This is a genomic window from Gordonia sp. VNK21, assembly GCF_046098115.1.
Classification (GTDB): Bacteria; Actinomycetota; Actinomycetes; order Mycobacteriales; family Mycobacteriaceae; genus Gordonia.
This window is the reverse complement of record NZ_JBJURU010000004.1, coordinates 85,583-99,504: the sequence shown is the minus strand read 5'-3', so window position 1 is coordinate 99,504 and position 13,922 is coordinate 85,583. Positions and strand designations below refer to the sequence as shown.

Genomic DNA, 13,922 nt, shown 5'->3' with positions numbered 1-13,922 from the left:
GAGCCGGCGGGAGAATCCGCCCGATCGTCGCGGCCGGAAAGGATTCGCCGAGCGTCTACGCGCGACTCTCAGATCTTCGCGCTCCCGATCGGTCGGGAGCGCGAACGTTTTCATGTCGCGCGAAGGGTGCCTGAGCCCCATCCTGAGCTGCGACCTCCGTCGCCGGGGTGGGCGTCACCAGATGCGCACCCGTTGCGCCGGGTCGAGGTACAGGGCGTCGCCGGGCTTCACGTCGAAGGCGGCGTAGAAGTCGTCGACGTTCGCGACCACACCGTTGCATCGGAACTCCGGCGGGGAGTGCGGGTCGATCGACAGCCGCCGGATGGCCTCGGCCTCACGGGTCTTGGTCCGCCAGATCTGCGCCCAGGAGAAGAACACCCGCTGGATGCCGGTCAGCCCGTCGATCACCGGGGGCTCGGTGCCCTCGGTGGCCAGCCGGTAGGCGACCAGCGCGATGGACAGCCCGCCCAGATCGCCGATGTTCTCGCCCAGGGTGAACTCGCCGTTGACGGTGTGCTCCGGGGCCAGGCCCTCCGGGGTGAATCGGTTGTACTGTTCGGCCAGGGCCGCGGTGCGCACGCCGAACTCGGCGCGATCGGCGTCGGTCCACCAGTCCACCAGGTTGCCGTCGCCGTCGTACTTGGCGCCCTGATCGTCGAAGCCGTGGCCGATCTCGTGGCCGATCACCGCACCGATCCCGCCGTAGTTGGCGGCGTCGTCGGCCTCCGGATCGAAGAACGGCGGCTGCAGGATCGCGGCAGGGAAGACGATCTCGTTCATCCCCGGGTTGTAGTAGGCGTTGACCGTCTGCGGGGTCATGAACCACTCGTCGCGGTCCACCGGCCGGCCGATCTTGTGCAGCTCCCGGTCGTTGTCGAAAGCCGCGGCGCGCCGGGCGTTCCCGTACAGATCGCCGCGGTCCACCAGGAGCGAGCTGTAGTCGATCCAGCTCGCCGGGTAGCCGATCTTGGGGGTGAATTTCTCGAGTTTGGCCAGCGCCCGCTCCCGGGTGGCCGGCGTCATCCACTCCAGCTCCGAGATGTTCCGTCGGTAGGCCGCCACGAGGTTGGCGATCAGCTCGTCCATCCGAGCCTTGGCGGCCGGCGGGAAGTGCTCGCGCACATACAGTCTGCCCACCGCGAAGCCCATCGAATGCTCGACGAACTCCACGCCGCGCTTCCAGCGGTCGCGGATCGCCGGGGCCCCGGTCAGGGTGGTGCCGTAGAAGGCGAAGTTCTCGTCGACGAAGGCCGCCGGCAGGTAGGGCGCCGCCGAGCGCAGCAGCCGCCAGGTGAGCCAGGTCTTCCACTCGTCCAGGGGCCGCTGCGCCACCAGTGCGGCCGCGGCGGTGAGGAAGGACGGTTGCCGGACGATCACCTCGTCGAAGGTCTGCGCGCCGCTGGTCTGCAGCGCATCGATCCAGCGCTGCGTGTCGAATCCATCGGCGGCACTGAGGAAGTCGGCGTGCGCGAACAGGTTGTAGGTGGCCTCGGCGTCGCGCCGGCGCACCACGTCCCAGTGTTCGGCGGCGATCGCGGTCTCCAGGTCCAGCACCGTCGCGGCGGCACCGGCCGGATCGTCGAGCCCGGCCAGCGCGAACATCCGCTCGATGTGCTCGCGGTAGGCGCGGCGGGTGTCGGCGTGCTTGTCCTCGCGGTAGTAGGCCTCGTCGGGCAGCCCGATACCGGACTGGCCCACATGGACCAGGTAGCGGTCCGAGCGGCGCGCGTCGGTGTCGACGTAGAAGCCGAACAGTCCGCCCACCCCGTGCCGCTGCAGGTCGCCGAGGACGGCGGCGAACTCGGTGGTATCGGCGACGGCGGCGATCTTCGCCAGGTCGCCGGCGATCGGGCCGGTGCCCAGCGCCTCGATGTGCTCGGTGTCCATGAACGAGCCGTACAGGTCGCCGATCTTCACCTCGTCCGAACCCGAGGCGCCGCCGGCGGCGGCCGCGCTCTCGATGATCGCCCGCACGTTCTCCTCGGCGCGGTCGCGCAGCACGTGGAAGGCACCGTCGATGCTGCGATCGTCGGGAATGGTGTGCCCGGCCAGCCAGCGGCCGTTCACGTGGGTGTAGAGGTCGTCGGCGGCCCGGACGTCGTCGTCGACCCACTGCAGGTCGATGCCGGAGATCTGCTCGGTAGTCACGATCTCCATAGTGCACGGTCCGGGCGCGCGATGTCCGCCCGGCTCGTTCACTCGCCCAGTGCGCTGTTCATGGCCCACACCAGGATCTCGGCGTCGGTGACGGCGCGCACCGGTTCGCCGCCGAGGTCACCGGCCCGCAGGGTGTCGCCGGCCGACAGCTCGGTCCCGGCCGCGGCCACCCGCCCGCGGGTGACCAGCAGATGGGTGAAGCGGGCGCGGGGCAGGGCGATCGCGGCGCCGGCCGGCGGCCGGGCCACCCAGAGGGTGGCGGCGGCGTTGCGGATCCGGATGGCCGAATCGTGGGCCGGATCCCCCGATGCCAGCGCGATGAGTTCCCCGCCGGCCAGTTCGGCGCCGATCTCACGCTGCTCGTAGCCGGGGTCGGCGCCGGTCTCGTCGGGCAGCACCCACATCTGGATGTAGTGCACCGGGGTGGCGGGGGCCTCGACGCGGTCGTTGCGCTCGGAGTGCTCGATGCCGGTGCCGGCGCTCATCCTCTGGGCCAGGCCCGGATAGACCACTCCGCTGTGGCCCTGCGAGTCCTGGTGCACCAGCGAGCCGTCGAGCACCCAGGTGACGATCTCGGTCTCCCGATGCGGGTGGGTGTCGAAGCCCTGGCCGGGTTGCACGATCTCGTCGTTCTGAACCAGCAGGACGCCGTGGTGGGTGTTGTCCGGGTCGTAATGATCGCCGAAGGAGAAGCCGTGCCGGGAGCGCAGCCAGTCCGTGGTGGTGAGCAGGCGTTCTTCGCTGCGCAGGACGGTCACGGCGGCGGTCATGGCGACGATTATCCCGGTGTCGGCCGACCAGGCGCAAAGCCCGGCGGCGTTGTCGTATCGTGACCACACTGATTCGCACTCGTAAGGTCATGACTTGGTATGTGGGTGTTACCCGAGTGACAATTGTGAATGTGAATCTGTGGTGGACCCGTCCGGCCACGGCGCTGGGCGTCGTGGCCGCCTGCACGCTCGCCCTGACGGCGTGCGGCGGTGACGGTGACAGCGACGCCGCCCGGGCCGCGCGCGCCTTCGCCGGCGCGCTGGCCGGGCAGGACGCTCAGGTGGCCGCCGACCTGACCACCTCCCCGACGCAGGCCTCCGAGGCGCTCGGCGAGACCTTCGCCGGCATGCACCCGAAGACCGTGGACGCCAAGGTGCTCAAGACCATCGAGTACACCGACGGCACCGCCTCGTTCACCCTGCAGACCACCTGGCACTGGTCGGACGACCGGTCGTTCGAATCGAAGACCTCCGGCAGCGTGCGCCGGCTGTCCTCGGGCTGGAAGGTGCAGTGGGAGCCGGGGCTGCTGCACTCGGGCATGCCCGTCGACGGCCACCTGCAGATGGTGCGCACCGATGCGACTCCGGCGCCCACCGTGCGCAGCGCCACCGGCAAGACCTTCATGCAGATGGAGCCGGTCAACCAGATCGTCATCGACCCCGCGGCCACCAAGAACGTGCGCAAGTCGGTCAACGAGCTCGCGGCCGCCATCAAACCCATCGCCCCGCTGGTCACCGCGAGTGTGATCAACGACAAGCTGGTCGCCGCGCAGGGCGGCGAGGTGATCGCGGTGACCCTGCGCGATCCGGACATGAAGGTGCTGGCCTCTGATCCGAGCCGGATCAAGGGCGTCAGCGTGCGCACGACCGGCGAACTGGTGATGTCCGACCGCCGGCTCTCCTCGCCGCTCTCGGCGGGGCTGACCAACTACTGGCAGGCCATCCGCGATGCCACCGCCGGCTGGCAGGTGCAGCTGGCGGTGCCGGGCGCGAAACCCTCCCGGCTGGCCGGGGAACAGGGCAAACCCGGGCCCGACGTGATGAGCACCGTCAACATGAACGAACAGCTCACCCTCGGCGACACGGTCGTCGAGGTGGCGCAGCCGGCCACCATGATGACCCTCGACGCCCGGTCCGGCGCGATCCGGGCGATGGCGCAGAACTCGGCCGCCGCCGAGCGGAAGATCACCGCCGACGTGGCCTATCCGACCGGCTCGACCCTCGACCCGGTGTTCTCGTCGATCGACGAGAACACCGACACCGGGCAGGGTGACCAGCCCGCCGAGCAGCAGATGCACGCCCTCGGGCTGGGCCTGAGCTACACGGTGCCCGGTGTGGCCGCGCCCCGCGCGGGCAGCGGACGGCCCAAGGTGGCCGCCGCCGCGTTCCACCCGCAGAACTTCAGCGCCTCGATGCTGAGCATGGGGGCGCTGGGCGTCTCCCTGGCCCGGTCGGCGGACGGCACCGATTCCTCGGTGGCGCCGTTCGTGATCAAGGGCGCGGAGAGCAAGGTCTCCGGCGGCGAGCTCGGCGCCTTCGACCCGCAGGTCGCCAAGCAGATCGTCGCCGCCATGCGGACCACCGCACGCACCGGCGACGCCAGCGATCTGACCGGCGCCCCGGGCCTGTACGCGCTGGTCGGCACCAACGGTCCGCAGGGGCCGGGCTGGTTCGTCGGCGTCACCGGCAACACGGTGATGGTGATCTACTGCGAAGGCGAGAAGTCGGGCACCGCAGCCCTGCAGGTGGCGCAGAAGTACTTCCGCACGCGCTGATCGGGCCGGTTCAGCCGTCCGCCGGGCCGCCGGTCCGGCGGCGCTGGATCAGAGCGGCGATCGCGCGCCAGCCCAGCAGCAGCACCGCGGTGGCGATCGAGGCGACGATGCAGAAGCTCAGCGCGGTGCCCTGGTCGCTGACCACCCGCAGCAGCATGCCGACCACGACGGTCGACACCCAGATGATCAGGCCGGCCGGCACGATCCGGGCCGGGAGCCACAGCGGCCGGTCGACGGCGGCCGAGATCAGCCAGCCCACGGCGGCGCCGGCCAGGAACGGCCAGGCGGTGGTGGCGAAGCCGCTCAGCGACCACGCCTCCTCATGGCTGTTGCGGCCGATCGCCACGAAGACCAGCACGGCCACCACATCGGCGAGAGCCGGCCACAGCAGCACGCTGCGGGCGGAGAGGCCGGACTGTGACGGGGACGTGGTCGACGAGCTCATGCCTTCAGCCTAGCCGGGCGGCGGCACCGCTAATTCCGCGGCGGATCCTCGTCGCGCCGGTCGTCGAGGTCCACCTCGGTCTCGGTGCCCAGGGTCTGGAAGTAGGCCTCTTCGCCCTCTTCCTCCTCGGCCATCTGCGTCTGCAGGGTGTCGCGCATGCTGAACACCGTGCGGTACCGGACGGCGATGACCACCCAGCCCACGATGGAGATCATCAGGTACGACACCACGCGGTAGATCAGCATGGCGGTCACCGCATCGGCCACCGGCATGCCGGCTGAGGTGAGCGCCGGGACCAGCACCGCCTCGACCACGCCCAGACCGCCGGGCAGCAGCGGGATGGCGCTGCCCACGGCCTTGCCGGCGGCGTAGGCCACCATCAGGCCCGACAGACTCGGATGTGCGCCGATCGCCCAGCACGAGAACGCCAGACAGGCCACGTCGGCCACCCAGTTGAACAGGCTCCAGCCGAAGGCCTCGATGCCGTCGCGGCGGGTCAGCCGGACCGCGCGGAGTTGGTTGAGGATCCGGGTCAGCCGCTCGGTGCCGTGCTCGACGGGCTTGTTGCGCAGGCTGTTGACCCAGCCGAGCAGTCGCCGTCCGATGCCCTCGATGGACTCCGGGTGGCCGGCCAGGTACTGCATGACGACGACGAAGAGCACGAAGCCGATGACGGTGAAGATCACCGAGAACGGGTTGGTCTGCGCACCGGCCAGCAGACCGCCGCCCAGGCCGAGGACCGCCAGGCCGGCGCCGGCCAGCAGTCCCGACATGACCAGCTGCCAGGAGGCGACCACCGGAGTCGCTCCCCACTTTCGGGTTTCGCGATAGACGAAGGCGGGGGAGAGGACCTGTCCGCCGGGCATGGTCTGGGAGATCGAGTTGGAGGCCAGGATCACCGCGAGCGACTCCATCTGACGCACCCGGACCCCGGCCGAACGCAACAGCACCCGCTGCACCTGCGCATACGAGTCCATCGAGAACATGGCGGCGACGGCGGCCGCCAATACCCAGCCCAGCTGCATGTCGCCGACACGCCGCCCGGCCTTCTCCAGGCTCGGCCAGGCCAGCACCAGCTCTGTGATCAGGATCGCGACGACGGCGACGACCGCGAACCAGCGCAGCCACCGGGTCCACGAACGGCGACCGGCCCGGGCGCCGTCGGCGGCACCCGGCTCGGGGCCGCTCGGCCGGCCGGTGGAGTCGGTGGGCATTGCCAAACCCTATCGTCTCCCGGCCGGAGAACGAATCAGTCGTCCTCGGGGTGCTGGCTGCGGCTGCGCCGCAGCAGGTCCTGCACGCTGATCTGACCGTCGCGGTCACGGCGCAGTTCGCGGGACGGGGTCTCCTCGCTGCGGGAGGAGCGAACCTGGTCGATGTCGACGTTCGGATCCAGCGCCGAGGCGCCGGTCAGCGGTGGCACCGGGGTGGCCGGCTGGGCGCTCCGGCGCGGACCGGGCCGGCTCGGCTGAGCCTGCGGTCCCTGCCGGCCGGGAGAGTCCTGCCGGTCCGGCTGGACCTGCGGATTCCGCTGTGCCGGCGGTGTCCGGCGCGGCTGTTCCGGCTCGGCGGCGGGCCGCCGGGCCGGTGCCGCGGGGGTCTGCGGCAGCGGCGGGGCCGACGGAGCCTGCGGGCGCGGACGCAGATCGCGACCGCCCAGGCGGACGCCGCCCGCGCCGAGCCGCCAGGAGCCGGTGTCCGGGCTCTCCGACTGCGGCCCGGCGGCCGAGCGCTGTGATGGCGCGGGGCGCGCCGGCGCCGCCGGAGCGGGGTCGGCGGCCGGGCGCGCCGGTTGCGCTCCGCGGGACTGCTGCGGCGCTCGCGCGGGGCCGCGCTGCGGGATGCGCTGCGGCTCGGCGCGCTGCGGCTCGGCGGGTTCGTCGGCGTCGTCGACCAGATCGGTCAGCGTGGCCTCCGCGGTCGGCTGCGGCCCCGAGTCCGGGGCGTCGGCGTCGTCGTCGCGGCGGCCGAACCTGCCGGTCCGCCGGGGCTCGGCCATCCCCGCCTTGGGCCGGGCCTGCTGTGCCCGCAGGGCGGTGGTCTCGGCCTCGGCGACGGCGACCACGCCGCCGGCGCTGACCGAACCGGTGGCCAGCACCGGCACCTCCTTGAACTGCGGCTCGTCCTCGAGGATCGTCTCGCCCAGGCCGATCTTGCGCTGCAGCTTGAGCATCCAGCGCGGCGCCCACCAGCAGTCGTCGCCGAGGAGCTTCATCACGGCCGGCACCAGCAGCATGCGGATGATGGTCGCGTCCAGGATCAGCGCCGCGATCATGCCGAAGGCGATGTACTTCATCATCACGATGTCCGAGAGCCCGAACGCCGCACTGACCACCACCAGGATCGCGGCGGCCGCGGTGATGATGCGGCCGGTGTGCGCGGTGCCCAGGCGTACGGCCTCGGTGGTCGAGGCGCCCTGCTGGCGTGCCTCGACCATCCGGGAGAGCAGGAATATCTCGTAGTCGGTACTCAAGCCGTAGATGATCGCGATGATCAGCACCAGCACCGCCGAGAACAGCGGTCCCGGTGTGTAGTTCAGCAGCGACGCGCCGTGACCGTCGAGGAACATCCAGGTGAGGATGCCCAGAGTGGCGCCCAGCCCGAGAACCGAGACCAAGGCCGCCTTGATCGGCAGGATGATCGAGCCGAAGGCCAGGAACATCAGCAGTCCGGTGACCAGGACCAGCAGCACCGCCATCAGCGGCAGGCGCGACATCAGTGAGTCCATCGAGTCCTGGGTCAGCGCCGGAGTACCGGCGACGAACACCGTGAGCCCCTGATCGTCGATGTCCCGGAGTTCCTTGATGGCCTCCCCGGCGGTGTCGCGATCGGTCAGGCCGGCCGACATCTGGGTGACGCCGTACGCCTCCCGATACTCGCCGTCCAGGGCGCCCTGGGCCGCATCGGTGGAGAACTGCTTGGTGAAGCCGGGGATCTTGTTGGCTTCGGCGGCGATCGCCTCGATCTTGTCGCCGGCCTCGTCGTCGTCGACGGGGTAGACGACGACCAGCTTGATCTCCTCGGTGCGTTCGGCCGGGAAGCGCTCGTCGAAGTGTTCCTGGGCCACGCGGGTGGGATTGTCCGGCGGCAGGTACTTCTCGCTCATGCCGCCGAAGGCGATGTTCCCGAACGGGATGATCAGCGCCAGCAGCAGCAGAACGGTGGGGACCGCGGTCTTGATCGGGTGCTGCATCACCCAGCCGGCCAGCCGGCCCCAGAAGCCGTTCTCGATCTCCTCGCGGGTCTTGGTGCGGTTGAGGAAGGGCACGCTCAGCGCGTCGACGCGGCGGCCCAGAATCGACAGGATGGCCGGCAGCACGGTGATCGACAGGATGGCGGCCAGGGCCACCGAGGCGATCGCACCGTAGGCCACCGATTTGAGGAAGGCCTGCGGGAAGATCAGCAGACAGGCGAGGGCGGCGACGATGATCGTCGCCGAGAAGACCACCGTCTGGCCGGAGGTCATCACCGTGCGCCGGACCGCCGCCGGCACGGTATAGCCTTCGGCGAGTTCCTCCCGGAATCTGCTGACGATGAACAGGCCGTAGTCGATGGCGATGCCCAGACCGATCAGGGTGACCACGGACTGGGCGAAGACGTTCAGCTCGGTCAGCTGGGCCAGGATCGTCATGATGCCCAGCGAGCCGGCGATGGTCAGGCCGCCGATCAGCACCGGCAGCGCGGCGGCCACCACGCCGCCGAAGACGAACAGCAGCATCAGACCGACGATCGGCAGGCCGATCAACTCGGCGCGTTTGATGTCCTCGTCCATGCCGTGGCTCATCGCGCTGGCCACCGGTTGCAGGCCGGCCAGCTCGAAGGTGGCGCCGGGCATGCTGTATTTCTCCGGCAGGTTCTCGAAGAAGGGCTCGATGGTCTGGAAGTTGGCCAGGATGGTGGTGTCGTCGTTGCCGCGCACCCCGATCGAGACGAAACCGGTGTTCTCCTCCAGGTTCCACATCCGGTCGCGTTTGATCTGCTGAGCGGCCTGATCGGCGGCGCCGCTGCCGTCGGGGAACGGATCGAGGAAGCCGGCGTGTTCGGTGTCGTCCGGGCCGGACGGGTTCTCCCGGCTGACGATGTCGGGGTACTTGGTCACCAGATCGTCGAGAACCTGCTCGACGCGGGCGCCGAACGCCGGATCGTCGATCCGGGTGCCCGAGGGCGGGGTGATCAGCAGCAGGACGTCGGATTTGTGGTCGCGGCCGAGGGCCTCGTCGGCGATCAGCGAGCCTTTGACCGACTCGGAGCCCTCGTCGAACCAGCCGCTCTGCGAGAGGTGGTTGCCCAGACCCAGGCCGTAGAGGCCCAGTCCGCCCATGAGGACCACGAGTACGGCGATGACGGTGTAGCGCATTCGATAGACGAATGTGCCGATGTGTCCGAACACGCCGGTTTCCTTCCTGCCGATGGGCAACCCGCTCGGCATTCTCTCAGGTGACCCTGAGAGAACGCAGCATCCCTGCGGTCGTGGTGACGACCGTCTCTCCGCCGGGCCGCTGTGGTCGATCGTGCGGTCGGTGCAGCCTAACGCGGCCGACGGTCAGGTAGGCAAGGCCGGAGGGCTACTTCAGTAAAGCCGAGAGCGGGCGGAACGGCGTCAGCCAGGCGCCGTCGTCGGGCAGCGAGTCGAGGCTGATGCGCGGCAGCGGCTCGCGGAACACCGACGGAATGTCTTCCAGGTCGACGAACTCGATCTCCGGGGTGCTGACCGCCCAGCTGGCGTGCTCGCGGAAACCGATCACCGTGACCGGGACGCCGTCGGCGGCGATCTCGAGCAGCGGCTCGCGGAAGGCCTGACCGTCGGCGGAGGCCACCACCAGGCCGGCCAGGCCGGTGGTGTGCCGGCGCAGCTCGATGTGGTCGAGCATGTCCGCGTCCACATCGCTGTCGTCGGTCAGCTTGGGCTTGGCGAAGACCGCGAAACCCACGTTCCGCAGTGCATCCACCCACGGGCGCACCACCTCGGCGCTGCCCGGGACGATATTGGTGAAGACGGTGGCCTCGGGCTCCACCGGGTCCGGGGCGCCGGCGCTGATGGCCGCGGTGCGATCGAGCAGCCACCGGCCCAGGGCATCGAAGCGGGGCCGGTGCGCGGCGGTGGGCCGGCCGCCGAGGATGCCGCCCAGGCCCATGTCCATGTTCGGGGCGTCCCACACCAGCAGCACGCGTGGCGTGGTCGCGGTGCCGGAGATGGTCTGGGCGAAATCGGCCGGGGTCATCGCTCACCTGCTTCGTCGGTCAGGGGGCGCTCCCCGGCTGCTGCCGGGGAGGCGTCTGCAGAGACGATGTTCGCGGACGGCTCGTCCCCGCGCGGCCGATCGGCGGCTTTGGTCCGGGGAAAGGGTTTGACGTAAACGAACTCGTTGACCTCGCGGCCCTCCCGCTCGGCGCGGCCCTCGAACTTGGTGGTGGGCCGGTCCAGCAGGATCGGCGAGTCGAAGGTCAGCGGCACCACGTGCGGGCGCCGAGGGTCCTGGGTGGCCAGCAGCTCGGCGATCCAGCCGGCGTAGTCGGCGTGGGCGGTGGCGATGTGCAGCACACCGCCCGGGCGCAGCTTCTCGGCGATCAGCTCGAGAGTGCCGGGCTGCAGGAAACGCCGTTTGTGGTGCCGCGACTTGGGCCACGGGTCGGGGAAGAAGACCCGGACGCCGGTGAGGCTGTCGGGGCCGACGAGTTCGGTGAGCACCACGGTGGCGTCGCCGCGGACCATCCGCACATTGGTCAGCCCGCCGCGGTCGATCAGGCCCACCAGCTGCGCCAGACCCGGCTGGTAGACCTCCACCGCCACCACGTTCGCCTCCGGTTCCTCGTGGGCCATGGCGGCGGTGGAGATCCCGGTGCCGCTGCCCACCTCGACGATCAGCGGTGCGGTGCGACCGAACCAGGCGTCGGCATCCAGCGGTGGTTCCGGTTCCCGGTCCGGGCCGATCTGCAGATCCCGGCCCAGGGCGGGCCACAGCCGTTCCCAATTGCGTTCCTGATTGGCGGTCAGCGCGCCGCGGCGGAACCGGAAACTGGTGACTCGCGGGTACAGCCGGGAGCGGTCGATCGCATCGCCCGAACCGGCAGTGGCGTCGGTGTTCACCGCACCATCGTCGCGCATCGGCGGCGGCCGGGACCAATCCGCGCCGGAATCGAGCGCCGTCCACCGGGCGCGGCCGGAGTTGTCCACAGCGGGAGGGCGGGCCCGCGGAAAGCCCGTGCCGAGGCACCGGCGGTCGTTACGGTGCGCACACCGGACGTGGGGGAGGGACGGTCATGGGCGACGTGGACGAGGCGCTGCGGGAACTGCATCGGGCGCGGCGGGCGCCGCTGCGCATCCGGGTGTGCGGGCATCCGGGCGTGGGGGTTCGGACTCTGGCGGCGGCGCTGGTCACCCGGTTCCGGGTGGACGCGCGATGCGGACCGCTCCGGGACGGGTGCGAGCAGTCCGGTGAGGATCCGGCCGGTGATGATCTGATCTGCCAGGTCCTCGGTGCGGGGGTCCGCGGCTGTGATCTGCGGGCACTCGCCCGATACCGGATACCGGTGCTGGTGGTGGCGGGCCGGGCGGATCAGCGGGGCGGGCAGGTCCGGGCCGCCGCGCTGGCCGGGCAGGCCGCCGCCCGGCTCGGCCGGCCGGTGTATCCGGTGGCGGCGCTGCCCGGCGGCGCCCGGGTCGACGGCGACGACCTCGCACTGCTGCGCGGCTGGGCCGGTGCCGGGGTGCGGGTGCCCGCCCTGCCCGCCGGCTTCGTCGACGTCGCGGCCGGCGCCGAGCGCCGGCGTCGGGCGGGGATGCTGCACCGCTACGGTCCGGACGGACTGAGCCGGCTGCTGGCCGCGCTGGCCGGACCGGGCGGGGCGGAGCTCGACGCGGCGGCGGCCACCGGGCTGCTGCGGGCCGCCGGCGGTCTGGAGCAGCTGGTGGCCCCGTTACACGCACTCGGACCGGCCGTGCGCCGCCGGCGCGATGCGCGCTTCGCCGCAGAGCTGTCCGCGCTGGCCGCGGCCGGTCCCGGCCGGGACCGGATCGAACTGCTCGCCCAGCGGGCCGGCCGTGAGTGAGCCGGGACCGGCCGGGCGGCCGGTGGACGTCGGCGGGGTGCCGGTGCTGGTGTCCGGTCCGGTGGGCGCCGAACCGGCGCAGCTCGCCGCAGCCCTGTCGGACACAGCCCTGTCGGACACAGCCCTGTCGGACGCAGCCCTGTCGGACGCAGCCCCGTCGGACCCGGCTCTGTCCGCCGCCGCACGGTCGACTGCTGCCGGGCGGGCCGAAAGCGGTCCGCCGGCCGGGGACGGCCGGGTCGGGGCGGCGCTGCTGGCCCTCGACCCGACCTGCGCGGCCGGATCCGACGAGACTGCGATGCTCGCGGCGCTGACCGCGGCCGGTGCGCCGGTGGCGCTGGTGCTCTGCCGGGCCGAAGCCGAGCCGGCCTGGCCGCACCGGCTCGAGCAGGCGCGGGCCCGGCTCGACCCGGGCCGGCGGCTGCCGGTGTTCGCGGTGTCGGCGGCTCTGGCCGCGGCCGGAGAGCCCGCGGCCCGGGAGGCGCTCGCCGATCTGGTCCGCTGGTGCGCGGCCCCGTCCGGGACCACTGCAGCAGTCCGGTCCCCGGGTGCGCCGCCGTCCACCGAATCCCGGCGCGCGGAGCCTGCCGGTCCGGACCCGGCCCCCGCGCCGGACCCGGGGCGCCACCGGGCCGAACGCATCGCCGGTGCCCGGGCGGGGTTCACCGCCGCCCGCGCCGAGCTGGGCGCCGACGTCCGCACCGGACTGCGGGATCTGCACCGGACCGCGGCCGAACACTGCCGGGGCCTGCGCCGCCTGGACCCGCCCGGCTACCGGACCTGGCTCACCGGCCGGCTGCAGAGCTGGCAGTGCACTCTCGATCGCCGGTCCGCCGGGGAACTGGACCAGATCCGGGCGGCCGCCCTGCTCGGGCTGCCCGGCGGCGCAGACCCGGGGGAGCCGTTCCCGCCGCTCGCCGCGGCGGACACCGGGCCCGAGCCGGCGCTGCGGCCCGGCGCCGAGGACGCCGTGGTGCTGGCGCTGGGGGCCTCGGCCGGACTCGGTCTGGGCCGGACGGTGCTCACCCCGCTGGTGTCCTGGGCCGGCTTCGGGGTGCTCGGCACTCTGCTGACCACCGTCGTCGGGCTCGCGCTGGCGGCGGGGATCGTGATCGTCCGGCGGCAGAGTGCGCGCCGGGCGGCCACTCTCCGGTGGACCACGGAGACCCTCGCCGCCGCCCGGGCCGGACTCGAACAGTCGCTGGCCGCCCGGATCAGCGCCGCAGAGGCGCGCCTGACCGCAGAGATATGGAACCGAACAGCGCCCCGCTGCGTCCAACCTTCTAGCGAGCGTGCCCGGCCGGCGGCGCACGCCGGCACCGGTGAGGGGGCGTGATGACCGAATGGGATTCCGTGACGGGAGACGCCGAACCGGGCGACGGTGAGGAATGTCTCACCGGCTGCCCGGGCGAATCCGGCGAACCTCCCGGCGGCGACCTGGCCGGCCACCTGTGGATGTTCGACGGCGGCTCGCTGTGGGACCTGGGCCCGGCCGCCGACGACGCCGACGCGGACGGCATCCCCGAGTCGCTGACCAGGACGGCCGCCGACTCGGTGACCGTGTACTCCGATCGCGACCTGGACGGTCGCGTCGATCGCATCACCGAGCTCGACGCGTCAGGCGAGTGCCGGGTCAGCGATCTGGACCCGCAGACCGGGCTCTGGTCGCCGACCGGGCTCGGCCGGCTGGACTGAGAGCGCTAGTACCTAAGCCCCTGTCTGGAG

The 13,922-nt window shown here is 71.8% G+C and carries 11 protein-coding genes; 4 read left to right on the top strand and 7 right to left on the bottom strand.

The genetic code is table 11. The features are described 5' to 3' along the window. Positions 1-174: 174 nt before the first annotated feature. Both ACJMNC_RS06170 and ACJMNC_RS06165 read right to left on the bottom strand, forming a co-directional pair. Entirely contained in the window at positions 175-2,157 is a 1,983-nt protein-coding gene (locus ACJMNC_RS06170; RefSeq protein WP_408947069.1) for a M13 family metallopeptidase, read from the bottom strand. A 38-nt stretch (positions 2,158-2,195) separates the two neighbouring features. Then, a complete protein-coding gene (locus ACJMNC_RS06165; RefSeq protein WP_408947068.1) occupies positions 2,196-2,927 on the bottom strand; it encodes a pirin family protein in 732 nt (243 codons plus the stop codon). 131 nt (positions 2,928-3,058) lie between these two features. On the opposite strand from ACJMNC_RS06165, the gene ACJMNC_RS06160 reads away from it, so the two are divergent. Then, a complete protein-coding gene (locus tag ACJMNC_RS06160; RefSeq protein ID WP_408947067.1) occupies positions 3,059-4,702 on the top strand; it encodes an NTF2-like N-terminal transpeptidase domain-containing protein in 1,644 nt (547 codons plus the stop codon). A 10-nt stretch (positions 4,703-4,712) separates the two neighbouring features. On the opposite strand, the gene ACJMNC_RS06155 is transcribed toward ACJMNC_RS06160, so the two are convergent. The 5 genes from ACJMNC_RS06155 to trmB form a co-directional block, all read right to left on the bottom strand. Continuing rightward, on the bottom strand, positions 4,713-5,147 hold the full coding sequence (locus ACJMNC_RS06155; protein ID WP_408947066.1) for a DUF3054 domain-containing protein: 435 nt from the start codon (positions 5,145-5,147) through the stop codon (positions 4,713-4,715). A gap of 29 nt (positions 5,148-5,176) precedes the next feature. Next, positions 5,177-6,361 (bottom strand): YbhN family protein, encoded by a 1,185-nt coding sequence (locus tag ACJMNC_RS06150; RefSeq protein ID WP_408947065.1) that lies wholly within the window; start codon positions 6,359-6,361, stop codon positions 5,177-5,179. Positions 6,362-6,396: 35 nt separating this feature from the next. After that, positions 6,397-9,537, bottom strand: a complete 3,141-nt coding sequence (locus tag ACJMNC_RS06145) for an MMPL family transporter (RefSeq protein ID WP_408947064.1) — start codon at positions 9,535-9,537, stop codon at positions 6,397-6,399. Between the two features lie 175 nt (positions 9,538-9,712). Then, positions 9,713-10,369, bottom strand: a complete 657-nt coding sequence (locus ACJMNC_RS06140; protein ID WP_408947063.1) for an NYN domain-containing protein — start codon at positions 10,367-10,369, stop codon at positions 9,713-9,715. Continuing rightward, positions 10,366-11,253: a tRNA (guanosine(46)-N7)-methyltransferase TrmB gene (gene trmB, locus ACJMNC_RS06135; protein WP_408947062.1), complete on the bottom strand. Its 888-nt coding sequence runs from the start codon at positions 11,251-11,253 to the stop codon at positions 10,366-10,368. Before trmB ends, ACJMNC_RS06140 begins: the two co-directional genes overlap by 4 nt. A gap of 155 nt (positions 11,254-11,408) precedes the next feature. On the opposite strand from trmB, the gene ACJMNC_RS06130 reads away from it, so the two are divergent. The 3 genes from ACJMNC_RS06130 to ACJMNC_RS06120 are packed head-to-tail and all read left to right on the top strand — an operon-like array spanning position 11,409 to position 13,892. After that, a complete protein-coding gene (locus tag ACJMNC_RS06130; RefSeq protein WP_408947061.1) occupies positions 11,409-12,197 on the top strand; it encodes a hypothetical protein in 789 nt (262 codons plus the stop codon). Continuing rightward, positions 12,190-13,533 (top strand): hypothetical protein, encoded by a 1,344-nt coding sequence (locus ACJMNC_RS06125; protein ID WP_408947060.1) that lies wholly within the window; start codon positions 12,190-12,192, stop codon positions 13,531-13,533. The genes ACJMNC_RS06130 and ACJMNC_RS06125 overlap by 8 nt, the downstream gene beginning before the upstream one ends. Then, positions 13,533-13,892, top strand: coding sequence for a DUF6802 family protein (locus ACJMNC_RS06120; protein WP_408947059.1), 360 nt, complete (start codon positions 13,533-13,535; stop codon positions 13,890-13,892). The genes ACJMNC_RS06125 and ACJMNC_RS06120 overlap by 1 nt, the downstream gene beginning before the upstream one ends. The last annotated feature ends 30 nt before the right edge of the window (positions 13,893-13,922 follow it).

Coding starts and splice junctions, on each gene's coding strand:
- ACJMNC_RS06155 (WP_408947066.1), bottom strand. CDS start 5,147: ATGAGCTCGTCGACCACGTCCCCGTCACAGTCCGGCCTCTCCGCCCGC.
- ACJMNC_RS06170 (WP_408947069.1), bottom strand. CDS start 2,157: ATGGAGATCGTGACTACCGAGCAGATCTCCGGCATCGACCTGCAGTGG.
- ACJMNC_RS06130 (WP_408947061.1), top strand. CDS start 11,409: ATGGGCGACGTGGACGAGGCGCTGCGGGAACTGCATCGGGCGCGGCGG.
- ACJMNC_RS06165 (WP_408947068.1), bottom strand. CDS start 2,927: ATGACCGCCGCCGTGACCGTCCTGCGCAGCGAAGAACGCCTGCTCACC.
- trmB (WP_408947062.1), bottom strand. CDS start 11,253: ATGCGCGACGATGGTGCGGTGAACACCGACGCCACTGCCGGTTCGGGC.
- ACJMNC_RS06120 (WP_408947059.1), top strand. CDS start 13,533: ATGACCGAATGGGATTCCGTGACGGGAGACGCCGAACCGGGCGACGGT.
- ACJMNC_RS06150 (WP_408947065.1), bottom strand. CDS start 6,361: ATGCCCACCGACTCCACCGGCCGGCCGAGCGGCCCCGAGCCGGGTGCC.
- ACJMNC_RS06140 (WP_408947063.1), bottom strand. CDS start 10,369: ATGACCCCGGCCGATTTCGCCCAGACCATCTCCGGCACCGCGACCACG.